The sequence below is a fragment of the Salsipaludibacter albus genome (assembly GCF_019798055.1).
GTDB lineage: Bacteria > Actinomycetota > Nitriliruptoria > Nitriliruptorales > Nitriliruptoraceae > Salsipaludibacter > Salsipaludibacter albus.
On record NZ_JAHOPH010000028.1, the window covers coordinates 34,560 to 54,396 of the forward strand.

At 70.8% G+C, this 19,837-nt stretch carries 17 protein-coding genes; 5 read left to right on the plus strand and 12 right to left on the minus strand.

Features of this window, described 5'->3' with window-relative positions; genetic code table 11:
• Positions 1–323 precede the first annotated feature (323 nt).
• A complete protein-coding gene (locus KR546_RS14825) occupies positions 324–1,271 on the minus strand; it encodes an ABC transporter permease (RefSeq protein WP_238445499.1) in 948 nt (315 codons plus the stop codon).
• Positions 1,272–1,297: 26 nt separating this feature from the next.
• Here KR546_RS14825 and KR546_RS14830 point away from each other — a divergent pair, with 26 nt between their 5' ends.
• Positions 1,298–2,188, plus strand: a complete 891-nt coding sequence (locus tag KR546_RS14830; RefSeq protein WP_238445500.1) for an ABC transporter permease — start codon at positions 1,298–1,300, stop codon at positions 2,186–2,188.
• Positions 2,189–2,508: 320 nt separating this feature from the next.
• Entirely contained in the window at positions 2,509–4,749 is a 2,241-nt protein-coding gene (locus KR546_RS14835) for a DEAD/DEAH box helicase (protein WP_238445501.1), read from the plus strand.
• A 6-nt stretch (positions 4,750–4,755) separates the two neighbouring features.
• Here the strand turns inward: KR546_RS14835 and KR546_RS14840 are convergent, their stop codons facing one another.
• From KR546_RS14840 to KR546_RS14855, 4 genes are all read right to left on the minus strand, one after another.
• Positions 4,756–5,091, minus strand: coding sequence for a hypothetical protein (locus tag KR546_RS14840; protein WP_238445502.1), 336 nt, complete (start codon positions 5,089–5,091; stop codon positions 4,756–4,758).
• Positions 5,091–5,918 (minus strand): ParA family protein, encoded by an 828-nt coding sequence (locus tag KR546_RS14845; RefSeq protein ID WP_238445503.1) that lies wholly within the window; start codon positions 5,916–5,918, stop codon positions 5,091–5,093. The genes KR546_RS14840 and KR546_RS14845 overlap by 1 nt, the downstream gene beginning before the upstream one ends.
• Positions 5,919–6,023: 105 nt before the next feature.
• Positions 6,024–7,625: a helicase HerA-like domain-containing protein gene (locus KR546_RS14850; RefSeq protein WP_238445504.1), complete on the minus strand. Its 1,602-nt coding sequence runs from the start codon at positions 7,623–7,625 to the stop codon at positions 6,024–6,026.
• A gap of 38 nt (positions 7,626–7,663) precedes the next feature.
• Positions 7,664–8,251 (minus strand): LuxR C-terminal-related transcriptional regulator, encoded by a 588-nt coding sequence (locus KR546_RS14855; protein ID WP_238445505.1) that lies wholly within the window; start codon positions 8,249–8,251, stop codon positions 7,664–7,666.
• Positions 8,252–8,433: 182 nt separating this feature from the next.
• Between KR546_RS14855 and proX (KR546_RS14860) the strand changes: the two genes are divergently transcribed.
• On the plus strand, positions 8,434–10,623 hold the full coding sequence (gene proX / locus KR546_RS14860) for a glycine betaine/L-proline ABC transporter substrate-binding protein ProX (protein ID WP_238445506.1): 2,190 nt from the start codon (positions 8,434–8,436) through the stop codon (positions 10,621–10,623).
• Here the strand turns inward: proX (KR546_RS14860) and proX (KR546_RS14865) are convergent.
• From proX (KR546_RS14865) to KR546_RS14875, 3 genes are all read right to left on the minus strand, one after another.
• On the minus strand, positions 10,620–11,711 hold the full coding sequence (proX, locus tag KR546_RS14865; RefSeq protein WP_238445507.1) for a glycine betaine/L-proline ABC transporter substrate-binding protein ProX: 1,092 nt from the start codon (positions 11,709–11,711) through the stop codon (positions 10,620–10,622). The two genes, proX (KR546_RS14860) and proX (KR546_RS14865), sit on opposite strands and share 4 nt — an antisense overlap.
• Positions 11,708–13,504, minus strand: a complete 1,797-nt coding sequence (locus KR546_RS14870; RefSeq protein ID WP_238445508.1) for a BCCT family transporter — start codon at positions 13,502–13,504, stop codon at positions 11,708–11,710. The genes proX (KR546_RS14865) and KR546_RS14870 overlap by 4 nt, the downstream gene beginning before the upstream one ends.
• A gap of 277 nt (positions 13,505–13,781) precedes the next feature.
• Positions 13,782–14,507: a PHP domain-containing protein gene (locus KR546_RS14875; protein WP_238445509.1), complete on the minus strand. Its 726-nt coding sequence runs from the start codon at positions 14,505–14,507 to the stop codon at positions 13,782–13,784.
• Positions 14,508–14,761: 254 nt separating this feature from the next.
• Between KR546_RS14875 and KR546_RS14880 the strand changes: the two genes are divergently transcribed.
• Complete coding sequence (locus KR546_RS14880; RefSeq protein WP_238445510.1) at positions 14,762–15,535, plus strand: hypothetical protein; 774 nt, start codon at positions 14,762–14,764, stop codon at positions 15,533–15,535.
• Between the two features lie 34 nt (positions 15,536–15,569).
• Here KR546_RS14880 and KR546_RS14885 read toward each other — a convergent pair whose 3' ends face one another.
• Positions 15,570–16,385, minus strand: a complete 816-nt coding sequence (locus KR546_RS14885; protein ID WP_238445511.1) for a hypothetical protein — start codon at positions 16,383–16,385, stop codon at positions 15,570–15,572.
• A gap of 234 nt (positions 16,386–16,619) precedes the next feature.
• On the opposite strand from KR546_RS14885, the gene KR546_RS14890 reads away from it, so the two are divergent.
• Positions 16,620–17,735, plus strand: coding sequence for an Mrp/NBP35 family ATP-binding protein (locus KR546_RS14890; RefSeq protein WP_238445512.1), 1,116 nt, complete (start codon positions 16,620–16,622; stop codon positions 17,733–17,735).
• A gap of 23 nt (positions 17,736–17,758) precedes the next feature.
• On the opposite strand, the gene KR546_RS19785 is transcribed toward KR546_RS14890, so the two are convergent.
• The 3 genes from KR546_RS19785 to KR546_RS14905 all read right to left on the minus strand — a co-directional run.
• Entirely contained in the window at positions 17,759–18,394 is a 636-nt protein-coding gene (locus KR546_RS19785; RefSeq protein WP_238445513.1) for a phosphatase PAP2 family protein, read from the minus strand.
• On the minus strand, positions 18,391–18,705 hold the full coding sequence (gene tatB, locus KR546_RS14900; RefSeq protein ID WP_238445514.1) for a Sec-independent protein translocase protein TatB: 315 nt from the start codon (positions 18,703–18,705) through the stop codon (positions 18,391–18,393). Before tatB ends, KR546_RS19785 begins: the two co-directional genes overlap by 4 nt.
• Before the next feature lie 39 nt (positions 18,706–18,744).
• Positions 18,745–19,837 (minus strand): S1C family serine protease (locus KR546_RS14905; RefSeq protein WP_238445515.1); only part of this gene is annotated, 1,093 nt, incomplete at its 5' end.

The following is a 19,837-nucleotide window of genomic DNA, read 5'->3' on the forward strand; positions in this document are numbered from 1 at the left end:
GGCTCGGCATGGCCGAGCCTGGCCGCGACGGCTCAGCCGTCCACGGCACGCAATGTGTGTCTTGCCCCCCCGGGGTCACTGACGTCGACCCTCGACGTGCCCCCCGGTACCCGCAGCGACGGGAGATCGTCCGGCACCCCAATGCCGTGACCGTCGTCCCTGCGTTGCTGGGACCCTAGTCCCAGGGGAGCGTCGTGTCCACGAGTCCGCGATCCGGATGCGCCCGTGGAGGAGCCGCCGCGCACGTGTCGCACGGCGCGTGCGAACTCCGGAACCCAACAGGAACACAGGCCCCACGAGCCACATCCCCGTGGGGGGGGAGGTCAGAAGTCCTCGGCGCGGACCCGTGGGTCGATCCAGCCGTGGAGGATGTCGGCGACGGTGTTGACGACCAGGACCCCCGCCAGCACGAACATCAGCATGGTGATGACCAGCAGCCGGTCCTGGCCCTGGATGGCCTCGAGGAGGGCCGACCCGAGCCCGGGCACCTGGAACACGTCCTCCACCACGATCAGCCCGGTCAGCAGCACGGCCGTGTTGGCCGCGACCAGCTGGACCACACGACCGGCGGTCGGTCGCATCGCCTCGACCTTCAGGATCCGGTCCCGCGGGATGCCCAGGCCTCGCGCCGTCGTGATGTATGGCTGGCTGAGGGTGGCCAGCAGCTCGACCCGGCCGACCATCGCCAGGTGGGCCGCCGTTCCCACGCCCAGTGCCAGGATCGGCATGACATAGTTGCGCCAGCCCGCCAGTTCGCTGGGCGGGTAGATCCACTTGGGCGACGGCAGCAGGTCGGTCCAGTACACCATCACGGCCTGGAGGACGAACGCGGCGACCAGGGTGGGAACCGACACGAGGATGATGGTGGCGGTCGACGAGACCCGCTCGAGCGGGGTCCGGGGCCGGCGCACCGACAGCCACAGCAGCAGGGGACCGAGCACCAGCTGGATGAGCGTGACGCCCAGCAGGATCCACAAGCTCGGGGCGATCCGCGACCGGATGATCGGCCCGATCGGCGCTCCCTGGAGCGTCAGGCCGAAGTCTCCGACCACGAAGTCCTGCAGGAACAGCCAGTACTGGACCAGGAACGGCCGGTCGTAGTGCAGCCGCTCGACGATCAGGCGGTACTGCTCGGTGTCCACCGCGCCGAACCCGAACAGCGCCCGGACCTCGTCCCCCGGCAGGATCGTGATGGCCGCGAAGAGCACGAACGAGGCCACCAGGAGGGTGACGATCCCGATGAGCACGCGGCGTAGGATGAACGGCAGCACGAGTGGACCAAGACGACGGAGACCGGGTGGACGGCCAGACGGCGACCCACCCTACCCGCGTCGCCAGTGACCGTTGGATACGCGCTCGCACCACCCTGCGCAGCCTCGGCGGGCCGGGGATCATCGTCGCCGTGTTCGTCCTGGTCGCCATCTGGCCCGGGCTGCTGGCGCCCCACCCCGTCAACGCCTGCTTCCTCAGCGACTCGCTCCAGCCGCCGAGCCTGTCCCACCCGTTCGGCACCGACCTGATGGGCTGCGACTACCTCACCCGGACGCTCTACGGCGCCCGGACATCGATGGTCATCGGCGCGGGGGTCGTGCTGGGAGCCGGGCTGATCGCCAGCGTCCTGGGGACCGTTGCCGGGTGGTACGGCGGCTGGGTCGACGCCCTGGTCTCGCGGTCGGCGGACGTGCTGTTCTCGATCCCGATCATCCTCACCGCGCTCGTCCTGTTCGGCATCACCGAGGAGCGCACGGTCCTCCAGATCGTGCTCGTCCTCACGTTGTTCGCCTGGCCACCGATGCTGCGACTGGTGCGCGGAGCCGTCCGGGAACAGCGCAACGAGGAGCACGTCCTGGCGGCACGAGCCCTGGGGGCGAAGTCCGGCTACATCATGCGACGCCACGTCATCATGCACAGCATCCGCCCGATGGTGGTCTTCGCACTGCCCTACATGGCGACGATCATCTCGCTGGAGGCGATCCTGTCGTTCCTCGGCGTCGGCCTGCAGCTGCCCAACATCTCGTGGGGGTTGATGCTGGCCAACCTGGGATCGCGGCTGGTCAGCCTCCGGTTCGCCGGCGCCCCCCACCTCATCATCCCCGGGATCGTGCTGAGCCTGCTGGTCTGGAGCCTGGTGCAGATCGGTGCCCGCGTGCGCGACAGTGGACGTCGCCCCGGTCGCAACCCGGTCTAGACGAGGTTGCCGGGGCCGTCCCCGCGGCCTGCCACGACGTCGCTGCAGGCCTCGGGCCGGCGTCGTGCGCTAGGATGGGGGTGTTCGATCCGGACGTCGACCGCGCTCGCGGATGCACGTTCCGTCGCCTCCCACCGTTGCGAGGCCTCTCGCCGATCCCACCGACACCGTCCGTGTGATCGCCGGCCGTGGGCGCCGAGTCCGGACCGACAGCCGCTGGCAGACGCCACCGGCCGACAAGCGCGTGATCGCCGTCGTCCCACTCGCCCCGTCCGTGGGCACGTCCGACTGGTGGTCACATCATCCAGGACTGCCACCACGTGACTGACACGACGACCACCGACACGACCGACACCGACACCATCGCAGACCCCGAGGCCACGCCCGACAAGCCCAAGCCCCTGTTCACCGACTTCGGCGTGGACCAGGACCTGGCCGACGCCCTGCGGGAACGCGGCATCGTCCACCCCTTCGCCATCCAGGAGCTCAGCCTCCCGCTCGGGCTGAAGGGCCACGACATCATCGGGCAGGCGCGGACCGGGACCGGCAAGACGCTGGGCTTCGGACTGCCCCTGCTCCAGCGCATCGACCCGGACAAGGCCAAGACGCAGGCCCTGGTCATCGTCCCGACCCGGGAGCTGTGCATCCAGGTCGCCGACGACCTGACCGTGGGCAGCACCCGCGGCATCACCTCGATCGCCGTCTACGGCGGGGTCGGCTACGAGGAACAGATCGAGGCCCTGACCACCGGCGTCCACGTCGTCGTCGGTACCCCCGGTCGCACGCTGGACCACCTCGGCCGGGGCAACCTCGACGTCTCGCAGATCCACACCGTCGTCCTCGACGAGGCCGACGAGATGCTCGACATGGGGTTCCTGCCCGACGTCGAGAAGCTGCTGGCCGACGTCCCGGTCGACCGCCAGACCCTGCTGTTCTCGGCCACCATGCCGACCGCCATCGTCAAGCTGGCACGTCGGTTCATGGAGAAGCCGACCTTCATGCGGGCCGACGAGACCCTCCACGAGACCGCCCCGACCGTGGACCAGCACTTCTTCCTGGTCCACCGCATGGACAAGCCCCGCGTGCTCGCCCGGCTCCTGCAGATGCCCGGACGTGGCGGCGCCTTCGTGTTCTGCCGCACCAAGCGGATGTGTGACCGGCTGGTCCGTGAGCTCGAGCCCCTGGGCGTGCGCGCGATCGCGGTCCATGGCGACCTGCGCCAGTCCACGCGCGAGAAGAACCTGGACCAGTTCCGGGCCGGCAAGGCGGACGTGTTGGTGGCCACCGAGGTGGCCGCACGAGGGCTGGACGTCAGCAACGTCACCCACGTGATCAACTACGACTGCCCGGACGACGAGAAGATGTACCTGCACCGGATCGGGCGCACCGCGCGGGCCGGCGAGTCCGGCGTCGCGGTGACCTTCGGCGAGTTCAACGAGGTCGACCGGGTCAACGTGATCCGCAAGCGGGTCGGCGTGGAGGACGAGCTGACCGAGGTGTTCTCGACCTCGTCGCTGCTGACCGAACTGTTCGACCTCCCCGAGACCACGCCGTGGGACGACTTCGGCAAGTCCGACGACGGTGGGCGCGGCTCCCGTGGCAGCTCCGGTCGATCCGGCGGGAGCCGGAGCTCGTCGGGGGGCGGCACGGGCTCGTCGGGCGGCAAGGGCTCGTCGGGTGGCGGCAGGAGCTCGTCGCGTGGCGACGACCGGTCGTCGTCGCGCGGGAGCCGACGCTCGTCGGCCTCCTCGTCCGGGTCCAACCGGTCCAGTGGCCGCGGCAGTGATCGCCGCGGTGGCGAGGGTGACGAACACGAGCAGCGCCGCACCTCCGCCGACAGTGACTCGTCCCGGAGCCGGACCCGGACGCGCACCCGGTCCCGCGCGGGCAGCCGCACCGACCGCGACACGAACGGCTCGAGCCGTGAGTCGTCCAGCCGTGACTCGTCCAACCGTGACTCGTCGAGCCGTGACTCGTCGAGCCGTGACCGTCGCGACGCCGACAGCACGTCCAGCAGCCGCAACGGCGGGGGCTCGAACGGCCGTCGCACGGACGACACCCGCGCACGCGGCGACCGCAAGGACTCGGGTCGCGGCGGTCGCGACCGCCGCACGGGCAACCGCAACGACGACGGCGGCAACGACGGTTCCACGGGCCGTTCGAAGGACGACGGCACAACCACGAGCCGTACGAACGAGTCCTCGGGCCGGACCACCGGCGGGGCACGCAAGCGCGCCCGTCGTGGCCGCCGCAGCCAGGACGAGCAGCGCGACGACGCGACGTCGTCGCGCGCGAGCTCGTCGACCGGCAGCGGCACGAGCCAACGTGACAGCGGGTCGACGTCGTCCGACGGCGGTGGAGCCTCCCGACGTGGCGGACGTGGTCGTGACGACCGGTCGCGCACCAGTCGTGGACGCAGCAGCGACGGCGATCGCTCGGGCCGCGGGTCGTCCAACGGACGCACCGACGAGAACGCCTCGACGACCCGACGTGGCAGCGATGCCCGCGGCTCCGGCACGCCTCGGCTGGACCGACGCGTCGACGTCGAGCACCTCCCCTAGGAGGGCTCAGGTGCGGCCGAGGAGGGCGCGGATCGCCTGGCCGAAGCCCCAGTCCAGCCACGCCCGCTCCCCGCAGTGCGGGCAGCGGGTCCACAACGACCCGCGCAGTGGGTTGTAGAGGAACGGTGGCCGCAACAGGGGCATGGCCGATGCCAGGTCCAGTGGGGTCCGCACCCGGCAGCGCCGGCAGGTGACCTCGAACGGCCGTGGGGGCGCCGACGTGGGGGCGGTCGAGAAGAGCGCCTCCTTGCCCGCGGCGTCCTGGCCGTGGCCCGATCGGCGGTTCCGGTCGACCCGGTCGAAGGTGGACGAGGTCCGACCTCGCGTCGGCTCGGTGGCCATCAGCCGTCCCCGAGCACGGCGACGCGGATCTCGTCGGTCCAGCGCGCCTGTTCCCACAACTCGTCCGACACCTCGGCGCCGATCAGTTCACGAGCGATGATCCGGTAGGCCGCCGTGCCCGGCACCCTGGTCCCCTTTGCCAGCAGGCTGGTCCCGACCGCCGGTGCCTCGGCGAACCGCACCGACTTGCGGACGGGCGCCCCGAGCAGCGGGAGCTCGTAGCGCGCCAACAGGTCGGCGAGCACCTCCTTGCTGTGGTTGGTGCGGCCGTCGAACATGGTCGCCACGATCCCGGCGACCCGCAGTGAGCGGTTGGTGAGCCGTCGCACGTCGTCGATCGTCTCGAGCAGTTGTGCGACGCCGCGGTGTGACAGGGTCTCGCACTGGACCGGGATGATCACGTCGTCGGCAGCAGTCAGGGCATTGATCGTGAGCACGCCCAGCGACGGCGAGCAGTCGATCAGGACGTCGTCGTAGGAATCCAGCAGGTCGGCCAGCTCCCCGCGCAGCAGGTATTCACGACCGGTGCGCGACAGCAGGGTCACCTCGGCGCCGGCCAGGTCGATGTTGGCGGGGACGAGGTCGACCTCGTCGTGCTGGAGGATCGTGTCCACCAGGCTCGCCCGCTTGGTGACGACGTCGTTGAGGGTGGGATCGAGCTCGTCGGGTTCGAAGCCCAGCGAGAAGGTGAGCGACCCCTGCGGGTCGGCGTCCAGCACCAGCACGGCACGACCCAGCTCGGTCAACGCCGCGGCCAGGGACTGCACCGTCGTGGTCTTGCCGACGCCACCCTTCTGGTTGGCGATGGCACGGACGATGGCGGTCATGGTGGTCCTGGGGGGTCAGCGGGGCGGCCGGTGGCTGGCACGTTATGGGTTCGGACCGTGGCCAGCCACCTGACGACCACGTCATGTGACGGGGGCCGCACCGGCTCAGCGCCGCCGGTTCCCCAGGAAGCCACGCAGGACCTTGACCCCTCGGCGCACCAGCCCCTTGTGGCCGTGGGGCGTGACCGCGGCCGCGACGTCCTCGACGGTCTTCCAGCCGGAGGTCGACAGCAGGGGCTCGTCGCGCTCGGCCTCGGGGGCCTCGGGCGTGGGCGCGTCGTCGCGCGATTCGACAGGGGCCTCGGCGGCCGGGGCGTCATCGTCCTCCGTCGCGGGCACCACCGACTCGGCCATCCGCTCGGCCAGCACCTCACGAGCCGACTCACGGTCCAGTTCCTCGGCGTAGGTGTCGCCGAGGTCGCCCGAGGCGGCGATCTCGGCGGCCTGCTCGTCGGTGATCGGGTCCATCGTGGACCGCGGCGCGACCATCCGCGTCGCGACCGTGGCGGTCGGGGACCCGTCCGGGTCGAGCACCGTCACGAGTGCCTCGCCGGTCCCCAGTCCCTGGAGGGTTGCCCGTACGTCGTAGACATCGGTCTCGGGGAAGGTGTCAGCGGTGTCCCGCAACGCCTTCTTGTCGTTGGGCGTGAACGCTCGCAGGGCGTGTTGGACCCGGTTGCCGAGCTGGGCCAGCACCGACTCGGGCAGGTCGGTGGGGTTCTGGGTCACGAAGAACACCCCGATGCCCTTGGACCGGATCATCCGCACGGTCATCTCGACTGCGTCCAGCATCGCCGACGAGGCGTCCTTGAACAGCAGGTGGGCCTCGTCGAAGAAGAAGGCCAGCACCGGCTGGTCGGGGTCGCCCATCTCGGGCGACGTCTCGTACAGCTCGGCGAGCAGCCACATGGTGAAGGTCGAGAAGATCTTGGGACGGTCCTGCATGTCGGTCAGGTTCATCACCGAGACCACCCCACGCCCGTCACGCGTGCGGACCAGGTCGGCGACGTCGAACGCGGGCTCGCCGAAGAACTGCTCGGCGCCCTGGGTCTCGAGCTCCATCGCCTTGCGCAACAGGACGTTGAGGGTCGAGGTCGCCATCCCGCCGTAGGACGCCTGGACCGATCGACCGGCGTCGCTGGTGAGGTACTTGAGCACCTCGACCAGGTCCACGAGGTCCACCAGCGCCAGGCCCTGCTCGTCGGCGAACTTGAACAGCACCTGCAGGACCGACTCCTGCGTCTCGCTGCAGTCCATGACCTTGGCCAGCAGCAGGGGGCCGAACTCCGACACCGGAACGCGAAGCGGCGAGCCCACCTCGCCCGAGATCGACAGCACCTCCACCGGGAAGGACTCGGGGGCCCATGGCAGGGCCATCCCGTCCATGCGCTCGTCGATCCTGGGATGGCCGGGAGACGGGATGGCCAGGCCGGTCAGGTCACCCTTGAGGTCGGCCAGGAAGACCGGCACCCCGGCGGCCGACAGCCCCTCGGCCATGACCTGCAGGGACTTGGTCTTGCCCGTGCCCGTGGCGCCGGCGATCAGTCCGTGCTTGTTCAGCGACGCCAGGGGCACCTTCACCGCGACGTCGTCGACCGTGTCCTCCAGGTCGGCCGTCAGTGGTCGCCCGAACACCACCGACGGATCCTCGAACCCGTACGCCTTGCCCAGCACCCCTGCCACGTCGTTGGGTCGGTCGCCTGCCACCCGGTCGCCTCTCGTCGCCGTGATCGGGGTGGGCGGGCCTACAGGAGGCCGAGCTTCGCGGCCTCGGCGACGGCACCGGCACGGTTGCGGACGCCCAGCTTGTCGTACAGCTCCTGGGCGTAGGCCTTCACGGTCCGCTCGGTGACGCCGAGTTGGTCGCCGATCTCGGCGTTGGTCATGCCCTCGGCCATCAGCTCGAGCACCTGCTGCTGGCGTGGGGACAGGTGCGGACCGGTCTCGACCTTGGGCACCTCGAGCACCTCGGTCGTCTCCTCGCCCTTGGACGCAGCAGCCGGGTCCTCGAAGACGCCGACGATCGGTCCGAACCCGACCTTGTCGCCGTGGTCGAGCACGGTGGGGCCGGAGATCTCCTCGTCGTTGACCGACGTGCCACCCGAGGATCCGAGGTCGGTGATGATCACCGCACCCGCCTCCTTGCGCACGGTGGCGTGGACCCGGGAGATGCGCGGGTCGCTGATGACGTAGGCGTTGTCGGTCCGACGACCCAGCGTCGCCTCGTCCTGGTCCAGTCGGATCACCGTCCCCGCGAGCGGGCCGTCGCTGAAGTGGATCGTCGGTACGGGCACGATCTTGCTGGCCTTGCGCACCTCGGGCGTGTCGGACACGGGCAACTCCTCGTTGCGAGTCGGGTCCACCGTGGACCCAGCACGTCGGCGACAACCCTACCGCTTGCCGGATCCCCGTCGGGACGGTTGGGCAGGGGGAGATCGGCCGGCATTTCGACCCGTCCTCGGGGAGCTGGACGCCCGGCATTCCTATGCTGGTGTGCGACGACGGAGGTGCGACCATGATCGGCGGCGGCCCGGTCGACGTGGCCTCCTGGATCGCGCACGCGGGGGCGGCGGCCGCGCTGCGGGTCGTCACGCTCACCGGTGTCGCCATGCTCGTGGCCACGGGTGGGGCCCAGGCCCAGCCCGCCGACTCGTCGGAGTCCACGGCTGCCCCTTCCCCGTCCCCGTCCTCCTCCCCCGACGCGTCCGGGTCCCCCGGGCAGGAGCCACGGACGATCCGCATGGCCCGCGCGACGTGGGACACGGGGTGGTTCCAGGCCGAGGTCCACCGCCAGTTGTTGATGGAGCTGGGGTACCTGGTCGAGGGCCCGCGGACGATGTCCAACGAGGAGTTCTTCACCGCCGTCGCGTCCGGAGACGTCGACCTGTGGGCCAACGGGTGGTTCCCCCTGCACCAGCCCCTGCTCACCGACGGGGCGACGCCCGTCGGGGTCCAGGTCGAGTCCGGCGCCCTGCAGGGGTACTTCGTGGACCTCGCGACCGCCGTCGAGCACGACATCACCGAGCTGGCCGACCTGGCCGACCCCGAGGTCGCCGCGCTGTTCGACGACGACGGCAACGGACGTGCCGACCTGGTCGGCTGCAACCTCGCCTGGGCGTGCGGACCGGTGGTCGACCACCACCTCGCCGTGTTCGGGCTGGCCGACACCGTCGAGCAGGTCCAGGCCGACTACTCGCCGCTGATGCTGGACGCCGTGGACCGGGTCGCCGCCGGCGAGCCGGTGCTGTACTACACCTTCACGCCCAACTGGACCGTGGGCGAGCTGGTGCCGGGGCGCGACGTGCGTTGGCTGCAGACCCCCGGCGCCAGCCTGCCGGACCAACCGGACCTGCCCGACGACGTCACGAGGGTGGCCGGCCTGGCGGGCTGCCCCGACGACCCGTGCCAGACCGGCTGGCCGCCCAACGACATCCGGGCCGTGGCCAACGAGGGGTTCCTCGACGACAACCCGCCGGTGCGCAGGCTGCTCGAACAGGTCACGATCCCGCTGGACGACATCCTCGACCAGAACGCCCGGATGATCGAGGGCGAGGGCAGCCCGGCCGACATCCGGGCGGCGGCCACGTCGTGGATCCGCGACAACCGGTCCACGGTCGACGACTGGGTGTCGGCTGCCGACCCGGACGCCGTGCCCGTCACGGAGGAGCAGGCTGCCGGCACGGAACGCGGCGAGCTCCTGCGCGTCTCGGTGCGCACCCTCGAGCCGTTCGTGCTCTACGAGAACCGGGTCTACACCGGCTACTCGGTCGAGCTCGCGGAGCAGCTCGCCAGCCGGATGGGGCGCGAGGTCGAGATCCTGGCGGTCAACTCGATCGCCAAGCAGCTGGACGACCTCGACCGTGAGGCCGCCGACATCGCCCTGGCGGGCCTGAGCATCACCGCCGAGCGCGAGCTCGACAACGACTTCTCGCTGCCGGTGTTCCAGTCGGGACTGACGATCCTCGTCCCCACGGCCAGCCAGACGGGGTTCCTCGGTCGTGCAGGCACGATCGCGCGGTCGATCCTGCGCCCGACCCTCCTGTGGTGGATCCTGGGCTTCGGACTGGTGCTGTTGATGGCGGCCCACCTGATCTGGTGGTTCGAGCGTCGGGACAACCCGGACTTCCCCGAGACCTACCGCCGTGGCATCTGGGACTCGTTCTGGTGGTCGGCCGTGACCATCACGACGGTCGGCTACGGCGACAAGGCACCGACTGGCAACGCCGGTCGTTCCTTCGCCCTGCTGTGGATGATCGCCGGCTACTTCGTGTTCGCGTCGTTCACGGCCTCGATCACCTCGACGCTGGCGATCAGCGAGCTGCGTGGCACGATCGCCGGGCCGTCGGACCTGCCGGGACACACGGTGGCCACGGTCGCCGACACCGAGGCCGAGCGCTGGCTGATCCAGGAGGGCGTCGGGCCGGTCCCCCATCCGGACATCGACGCCGCGTACGCGGCGCTGGACAGCGGGGACGCCGACGCCGTGGTGTTCGACGCCCCCGTGCTGCAGTACCACGCGGCCCGCGAGGGAGCGGGCCGGGTGCGCACCGTCGGCCCGGTGTTCGACGAGGTGCGCTACGGCGTCGCGTTGCGCAACGGCGACAACGAGTTGCGCGAGCAGGTCAACCTCGCACTGCTCGACATGATCGAGAGCGGGGCCTACGAGCAGCTGCGGGAGCGGTGGTTCGGCGCGTTCGACGACTAGCTCCGGGCGGCCTCGAGCCAGCTGTCCACGGCGTCACGGTTGTCGCTGATCCAGGTCTCGGCCGCCGCCTCGAGGTCCTCGGTCGTGTACTCGGCTGCCTGGTACATCTCGTCGTTCTGTGCTGCGATGTCGTCCAACGGGATCTGGACCTCCTCCAGCAGGGCACGCACGTCGGGGTGCTCGTCCAGGAAGTCGGTGTTGGCCGCGACCTGGATGTCGTTGATCTGCCAGCCGAGGTCGCACGGGTCGGCGTCGCCGGCACAGCCCTCCAGGCCCTCGACCTCGGTCTGGTCGACGTCGGGCAGGGACGGGGACTCCAGCCACACGACGTCCTCGCCCGGCACCAGCTCGGCGACCGTCCAGTTGGGCGTCCAGGTGTAGAACAGCGTGGGCTCGCCGGCCTCGACGTCGGCGATGGCCTGCTCGAACAGGTCGGGGTAGTCCCCCACGACCTGTTCCACGTTGGCGCCCCAGTCCAGCTGCTCGAGGTGTTCGCTGATGGTGAGGTTGCAGCCCCAGCCGTCGTTGCAGCCGAGCAGGTCGGCCAGGCCGTCGCCGTCGTCGTCGAAGGTCTCGGCCACGGACGCGTCGGCGAGGTCCGACATCGACGTCAGGCCCAGCTCGTCGGCCGTCGCGGCGTCGACCAGGTAGCCCTGGCGGGCGCCGTCGGCGACCTGCTGGCCGACGAAGGTGATCGCCGTGTCGTAGGTCGCTCCGGTGAACAACTCGCCCTCGAGGTAGGGCTCGTGCAACGGCGACCAGCCGTTGGCCCACAGGTCGAACTCGCCACGCGCCAGCGCCGGGTAGAAGCCGTTGGCGTCTCGCGTGGCGTCCGCGGGATCGGACACCTCGTAGCCCAGCTCGCCCAGCAGCTGGCGGTACACCTCGGCCTGGAACCAGCCGGTGTCCCACGTGGCCCGGGCCATGGTGACGGCCTCGCCGCCACCACCGTCGCCGCCGGCCGGACCCCCGTCACCGCCGGTCGCGGTGGGATCCGAGCAGGCCGCCAGCGCCAGGGCCAGCACGACCAGCACGATGGCCGGGACGCGGTTCACCGGCCGAGAGGCCGCGCGGTCGTTGCGGGTCATGACGACCCCCCTTCCTGTGGTGCGACCGCCTCGCCACGGCGCCGCCGTCCCGCCCCGATGCGTTCGAGCAGGGTGCCGTGCTGGGCCCGGAACTCGGCTGCGTCGTAGTGGCCCTCCAGCAGGTCCAGCTCCTCGTGGAAGGCCGTGCGCAGACTCCAGATCATCACCAGCAGGACGATCGCGAAGGGCAGTCCGGTGGCCACGGCCGCCGTCTGCAGGGCCGACAGCCCACCACCGATCAGCAGCACGGCGGCGATCGTGCCCTCCATGACCGCCCAGAAGATGCGTTGCGGCTTGGGCGAGTCGAGCTTGCCACCCGAGGTGAGGTGGTCGACCACCAGGGACCCGGAGTCCGACGAGGTCACGAAGAACCCGACGACCAGGATCACCGCGAAGATCGAGGTGATCGTCGACAGCGGGAGTGCCTGGAACATGTCGAACATCGCGGTCGCGACGTCCTCGTTGACCGCGGTGGCGACGTCACGGGCCCCGGTCAGCTGGAGGTTGAGGGCGGTGCCACCGAAGATCGCCATCCAGAAGAACGACAGGAGCGAGGGCACGATCATCACGCCCAGGATGAGCTCGCGGACCGAGCGGCCTTTGGAGACGCGGGCGATGAACATCCCCACGAACGGGGACCACGAGATCCACCACCCCCAGTAGAAGACCGTCCACGACCCCTGCCAGTCCGTCCCGCTGAAGGCCTCGTTGTAGAACGACAACTCGGGCAGGACGAACACGTAGGTGCCCAACGACTCGACGAACACCGACAGCAGGAACAGGGTCGGGCCGACGATGATCATGAACAGCAGGAAGGCCCCGGCCAGCCCCATGTTGAGCTGGCTGAGCCGTTTCACGCCGCCGTCGAGTCCGGCGACGACCGACATCGTGGCCATCCCGGTGATGATCGCGATCAACAGGACCTGGAACGGGGTGCCGGAGGGCCAGCCGAACAGGTAGTTCAGCCCGGCCGCCGCCTGCCCCACGCCGAAGCCCAGCGATGTCGCCAACCCGAACAGGGTCGCCAGCACGGTCAGGACGTCGATCAGGTTGCCCCAGTTGCCGTAGATCTTCTTTCCCAGCAAGGGGTAGAACACCGACCGGAAGGTCAGCGGCAGGCCACGGTTGTAGGCGAAGAAGGCCAGCGCCAGGCTGACCAGGGCATAGATCCCCCACGGGTGGATGCCCCAGTGGAAGTAGGTCGTCGCCAGGGCGGCGCTGGCGGCCTGCCCGGTGTTGGGATCCACGTTGAACAGTGGCGGTGGAGCCGACAGGTGGAAGATCGGCTCGGCCACCGACCAGAACATCAGGCCGATTCCCATCCCGGCCGACAGCAGCATGGCGTACCAGGCGACGTTGGTGAACTCCGGCTTGGCCTCCGGGCCACCGATGCGGATCTTGCCGTAGCGACTGAAGGCGAAGAACAGGCAGGCCAGCACGAAGATGTTGGCGGACAGGATGTAGAACCAGCCGAAGCTGTCGTTGACGAACGCCAGGATGGACTCGAACACCGCCGACGCCTGCTCCTGGAAGATCAGGGTGTAGGCGATGAAGACGACCAGGAAGCCAGCAGCCCAGAAGGTGACCTGCGGGTGCAGGTCGAACCCGTACTTCTCGATGTTGGTGTCGCCGGGCTCCCGGTCGGCGACCTCCGGGTAGAAGTCCACGTCGGGGTCGATCTGCAGGCCCTCGAACCGCCGCCGGTTGTACACGGCGTGGCGACGCTCCTCGTGCTCCTCGTGCTCGTACTCCTCGTAGGCCTGTTCCACCTCGGTCAGGTCGCGCTTGGCCATTCCGGTGCCCTCCCGATGTCGGCTCCGATGCCGGCCGGGGAAAGGTCCCGTGGGCTCGCGGTCGCGGGAGGCTGTCTGGGTGGTCCCCCGAACGGGGGCGGCCTCGCAAAGGTGGGGGGGCGCGCCGCAGGTGCTCCGGAGCGTGGCCCGTCCGACCCTAGCAAGGCATCCCCTCGGAGATGCGGCGAGCGCGCAACCGTTGCACAGGCTGCAACTCTTCGGGGTGAGCGGGCCCCTGGCCGCAGCGCAGGCAGGCTGGCGCGCGCTCCCCGAAGACTCAGGGGCGGCGAGCGCGCAGGTCCTCGACCGTCTCGCGGGAACACGACGCGTCGCCGAGCTCCTGCTCCTTGCCGTCCCCGTGGTAGTCGGACCCGGCGGTCACGACCAGGCCCAGGCCCCTCGCCAGGTCCCGGTAGTGGGTCCGCTGCTCCGGCGTGTGGTCGGGATGGTCGGCCTCGATGCCACCCATGCCGGCCGCCGCCATCTCCTCGACCACCGCGTCGTCCATCGTCTCGCCGGTCCGGCTGCCGAACAGGCCCGGATGGGCCAGCACGGCCACCCCGCCGGCCCCGACCAGCAGGCGGACCGCCGTGACCGGGTCGACGGCGTGCTTGGGCACGTTGGCCGGTCCTCCGTCCGCCAGGAAGCGGTCGAACACCTCGGGGGTCGTGGCGGCCGCGCCGGTCTCGACCACGGCGGTCGCGATGTGGGGTCGCCCGATGGGCGCGGCGCCGGCCAGCTCGCGGACCCGCGCCATGGACACCGGGACGTCGAGGTCGTGGAAGCGGTCGACGATCGCGACCGCCCGTCGTTCACGCTCGTTGCGCAGGCGGTCCATCTCCTCGGCCAGCGCCACGTCCCGTGGGTCGGGCCAGTAGCCCAGGACGTGGACGGAGACCCCGTCCAGTTCGGCGGAGAACTCCGTGCCCGGGATCACCTCGAGGTCGTCACCGGCGGCCAGCACGGCCTCGTCGACCGCCGCCATCGTGTCGTGGTCGGTCACGGCGATCCCGGCCAGNGCCGAGCCGCCGCGCCAGGGCGACGTTGGCCTGCACGGACGTGGTGCCGTCGCTGGCGGTGGAGTGGGTGTGGAGGTCGTGGCCGGACATGGCCGCGACGATACTGCGTCGTCGGGGCTGGGTCGGTGCTCACCCGGTGCCCGCCGGAGCCTGCCCGCGCGGGAGCCGGCCGGGTGAGGCGGGCACTATCCTGACGGCCTCGACACCCCGACCCCACCAACCGGACCGACGAGCCGCCATGACCATCGAACTGCTGTCCGCGATGGCCTTCGACGCCCAGACCTTCCGCGACGAGGGGCTGCCCGACCCGGTGCTGAAGGTGGTCGGCGAGCTGCCCGGCTCGACGCGTCCGTTCGACATCAACCGGGTCTACCAGGCGGCGCAGGGTCGCTACGAGGAGTCCATCCTCATCCTGGATCCCGACGACGTCGTCGTGTGGCAACGACCGTGGCGGTTCATCGAACTGCGTGGCGAGATGTTCGAGGACCTGTTCCGCGACACCATCCGCGCGCCGATCGAGATCTCCTCCCCCGACGAGCACAAGCTGGTCTTCCTCGTCGACGGTGGCGAGGTCGGCCGGATCCCGCTCTACATCGATGCGAGCCAGTCGGCGCTGGCGCTGGGCGTGGTCGGCGACGCCGCCGAGGTGGCGCTCAAGAAGGGGTCGATCGCCTGGGTCACCATCCCCCAGCCACGCGGTGGCACTGCGACCCGGCCCATGTGGTACGTCCAGAAGGGCCGCCGGCTGTTCGTGATCAAGGGTGGCGGCGAGCAGGAGCTGCCCAACCTCGAGGCCTGCGACACCGTCGACGTGGTGGTCAAGTCCAAGGACATCAAGGCCGCACTGGGGACGATGCGGGCAGACGTGCGCGTGGTCGACAACGGCAGCGACGAGTTCGCCGAGATCGCGACCCTTGGCCTGGCCAACCGGCTCAACAACGCCGACGGGATCAAGGCGACCGAGCGCTGGCGCACCGACTCGACGATGGTCGAGCTCACCCTCCACGGCTAGCAGCGCGGGACGTCGCTCGAAGCGCCGGACGTCGCTAGAAGCGCTGGAGGCGCTCGACGCGGCCGTGGGGTGCGGTCTGCCGGTCGCGACGTCGACGGCGCAACACCAGGACGCCGACGACCACCACGACCAGCAACAGCCCGACGCCGATGGCGGGGACGACCCATGTCCCCAGCGGACTGGGCGGGCCGGCGCTCGCGGTCGCGTCGACCAGCTCGTCCACGGGGAGGTCCCAGACGGCGACGTTGCCGTCGACCCGGTCCGCGTCGGCGGACTGGACGGGGCCCGGCAGGACCACGGTGAAGGTGGCCGCGAAGGCCTCGGGGTCTGCGGCCAGCGTCGCCAGTTGGTCCCCGTCGAACAATCCCCCGCCGACCGCCCCGGTCGATGACGGGAGGAGCACGCCGACCCGGGCGTCCACGTCGGTCGCCCCGTCGTCGGCCACCTGCAGGTCGATCGACTCGACGACCACCGGGTCCTCGTCGTCCAGCCCCTCCCGGAGGGCGTCGACCCGGTCCTGCAGCTGCGACGGGTCGGCGAAGGCGGTGGCGACCGCCACTTCCAGCCCGCCGTCGTCGGTGTCGGTCGAGGTGACCTCCCAGTCGGCCACCGAGGCCGGGACCGGGTCGAAGCCGGTCGCCGTCAGCGCCTCGGCCAACTCGCCGTCGAGTCGGAACGTCAGTGCCATCGTCCCCGCCCCGGATGCCTCCACCTCCACCCGGGTGTCGAGGTCGAGGCGACATCCGGACAGCCCGACCACGACGGCCAGCAGTGCCAGCGCGGTGATCGCTCGCGACCATCGCCCTCGCCCCGGACGGATCGGGGCGGCCGGCGCCGGGTTCGGGGTCATCGTCGCGGACCTCGTGCAGTGGTGGGATGGTGCGGCCCCGAGCGGGCCGGACGTCCGGGTGCGGTCGGCAGGGCCGGATCGCCGCCACGGTAGCCATCCGGGACCGTGGACCGTGACGGCGCAGCCGACCGGTGGCCGGGGGCGACGCGCCCCTCGATACCATCGAGGATCCACCTCGCCGGCTCCCGACCGCCGTCGTGACACCGCCGAATTCCGCACCGAAGGCCGCTGATCGTGCCCACCGAGGAACTCGTCCGCCAACAACTCGCGACCGTCGACGACCCCGAGATCGGCAAGCCGATCACCGAGCTCGGCATGGTCGAGCAGGTCGTCATCGAGGGGGGCCGTGTCGGGGTGAAGATCAAGCTGACCATCCCGGGCTGCCCGCTCAAGGACACCATCACCCGCGAGGTGACCGCTGCGGTGTCCCAACTCGACGACGTGACCGACGTCCAGGTCGCCTTCGGCTCGATGACCGAGGACGAGCGCACCAACCTGTCGTCCCGACTCCGGGCCGAGAAGGGCTCCGGCAACGCCGACATGACGATCCCGTTCGCCGAGGCCGGTTCCAAGACCCGCGTGATCGCGATCGCGTCCGGCAAGGGCGGCGTGGGCAAGTCCTCCGTCACCGCCAACCTCGCCGTGTCGCTGGCCCGCAAGGGCTACGAGGTCGGCGTGCTCGACGCCGACATCTGGGGCTACTCCATTCCCCGGATGATGGGCGCCGAGGGACGCCCGGTCGCCTTCGAGGGCATGGTGATGCCGCTGCAGGCCCACGGCGTCAAGCTCATCTCCATCGGGTTCTTCACCGATCCCGACCGCTCGGTCATCTGGCGGGGACCGATGCTCCACCGCGCCCTCCAGCAGTTCCTGGCCGACGTGTACTGGGGCGAGCTCGACTTCCTCCTGATGGACCTGCCCCCGGGCACGGGCGACGTGGCCATCTCGCTGGCCCAGATGCTGCCCAACGCCGAGATGCTGGTGGTCACCACCCCGCAGCCCGCGGCCCAGAAGGTCGCACTGCGCGCCGGCAAGGCCACCGAGGAGACCGGCATGAACGTCGTCGGCGTGATCGAGAACATGACCGGCTTCACCGATCCGGCGACCGGCACGGTCCACGAGATCTTCGGCTCCGGCGGTGGGGCACTGCTGGCCGAGGAACTCGACACCGACCTGCTCGCCCGCATCCCGATCGACCCGCGGCTGCGCGCCGGCTCCGACGAGGGCACGCCCATCGTGGTCTCCGAGCCCGATGCACCGGTCTCGCAGCAGGTCGACAAGGTCGCCGAGGAACTGGTGGCACGGGCCCCCTCGAAGGTCGTCGGCCGGTCCCTGCCGCTGAACGTCTGACCGGCTGCCGACCCGCCCCGGGCTCAGCCCTGGGGGCGGTCCGGGTCGCGGAAGCGGTCCAGCAGCCGGCGCCACGCGATCGCCGACAGTGCGCCGACCCCCAGTCCCGCGACGATGTCGCTGGGATGGTGGGCCCCGACGTAGGTCCGTGACCAGCCGACCCACAGGGCGCTGACCAGCCCGCTCCACGAGCCGGCCGGACCACTGTCCGCGACGATCGTGGCGATGGCGCTGGCCACCGCGGTGTGACCCGACGGCCACGACGACCCGGCAGGTGGGTGCACGATCAGCTCGCCGAGCCCACCCTCGTAGGGCCGGTCCCGGTCCAGCAGCGGCTTGACGGCCTGGGCCGCACTCCAGGCGATCGCACCGGCTGCCAGGACGTCGCCGGCCTGGCGGGGCCGACCAGTCACCGCCAGCAGGGCCGCCGTCCCGGCGAGGCCGTACACCGAGCCGATGTCGGTGGTGGCCGCCACGACCCGGTCGACGGCCGTGCCCCGTGGCCGACGCCACTGCAGCCCCAGGATGTCGTCGAACCGCGACAGGCCACGGTCGGATCCGGCCCCACGGCGCACGGTCAGCCAGCTGCCACCGACGGCCAGCACCGCCGCGGCGGCCAGTCGGTGCGAGCCGGTCGCGCGCCGCGGGCGGCGGGTCACGTGGCTTCCAGGTCGATCGGTGGGGCGTGGTCGGCGCTGCGCGGCGTGTCGCCCCGGGTGACCTCGCGGAGTGGGCGCGTGACCGATTCCCGCACGCTGCGGATGTCGTCCCGGATGGCGCCGAACTCGTCCTCCAGGTCCTGCAGGTCCGCCGCCTTGCGCAGTTCGTCCAGGGAGGAGGTCGCCGTGGACCGGAAGCGATTGACCCACTTGGCCGCCTGGCGTGCCAGCTCGGGGAGCTTCTCCGGTCCGAAGACCACCAGCGCGACCACGGCGATGACGAGCATCTCCTGGATGCCGAAACTGTCCACCTGCTGTCTCCTGGCTGGCCCGGTCGCGCGGGTGTGTCGTCAGTCCTCGGGACGTTCACCCAGGGTCACGGTCGCGGTGGCCTCCTGGCCGTCGCGGACATAGGTCACCTCGACGTCCTCGCCCGGCTGGTGGGCGCGCACCGCAGCCACCAGGTCGGTGATCGAGGAGATGTCGCGATCCTCGAGCGCCACGATCACGTCGTCGATGGCGAGCCCTGCCTCGGCCGCGCCCGAGTCCGGGCTGACCGTCTGGACCAGGGCACCCTCGCGGTCGTCCAGGTCGAGGCGCTCCGCGATGACGTTGGTGACGTCGACCCCGCTGACGCCGAGGAGGGCGTGGCGCACCTCGCCCGACTCGATCAGCTGGTCGGCGGTCGCCACGGCCTGGGCGGTCGGGATCGCGAAGCCGACTCCCTGGGAGCCGCCGGAGCCCGACAGGATCGCCGTGTTGATGCCCAGCAGCCGTCCCTCACGGTCCACCAGCGCCCCACCCGAGTTGCCGGGGTTGATCGCGGCGTCGGTCTGGATCACCGCGGGGACGACGCTGACCGACCCGTCGTCGGGCACCGTGATGTCACGACCCACGGCGGACACCACGCCGGCCGTGACCGAGGCGTCGAGCCCGAACGGCGAGCCGATGGCGATGGCGGTCTCGCCCACCTGCGGCGACTCGGTGCGCAGCGACATCGCCGGCAGTCCGTCCGCCTCGATGTGCACGACGGCGAGGTCGGACAGGGGGTCGGTGCCCACCAGCTCCGCGTCGTACTCCTCGCCGGACGCCAGCTTCACCCGCAGCGCGTCCGCCGCCTCGACGACGTGGTTGTTGGTCAGGATGTGGCCGTCGGAGGAGTAGATCACGCCGGAGCCCAGGCCCAGCTCCTGCTCGGCGCCGGCCACCCCGCCCAGCACGTCGATGCGCACGACCGACGGGGTCACGGCCTCGGCGACCGTCGACACGATCGTGGCCTCGTCGCCGGCCACCTCCAGCGTCGGGGACTGCACGGCCGGGGCAGCGGTCGGCTCGGCCTCGTCGAGGCCGCCGGTGGCGACCAGCGTGCCGAGGGTGCCGAGTCCCGCCCCCAGCAGGGCGGCCAGGAAGACCGCGAACCCACGACCGCGCCGACGGCGACCG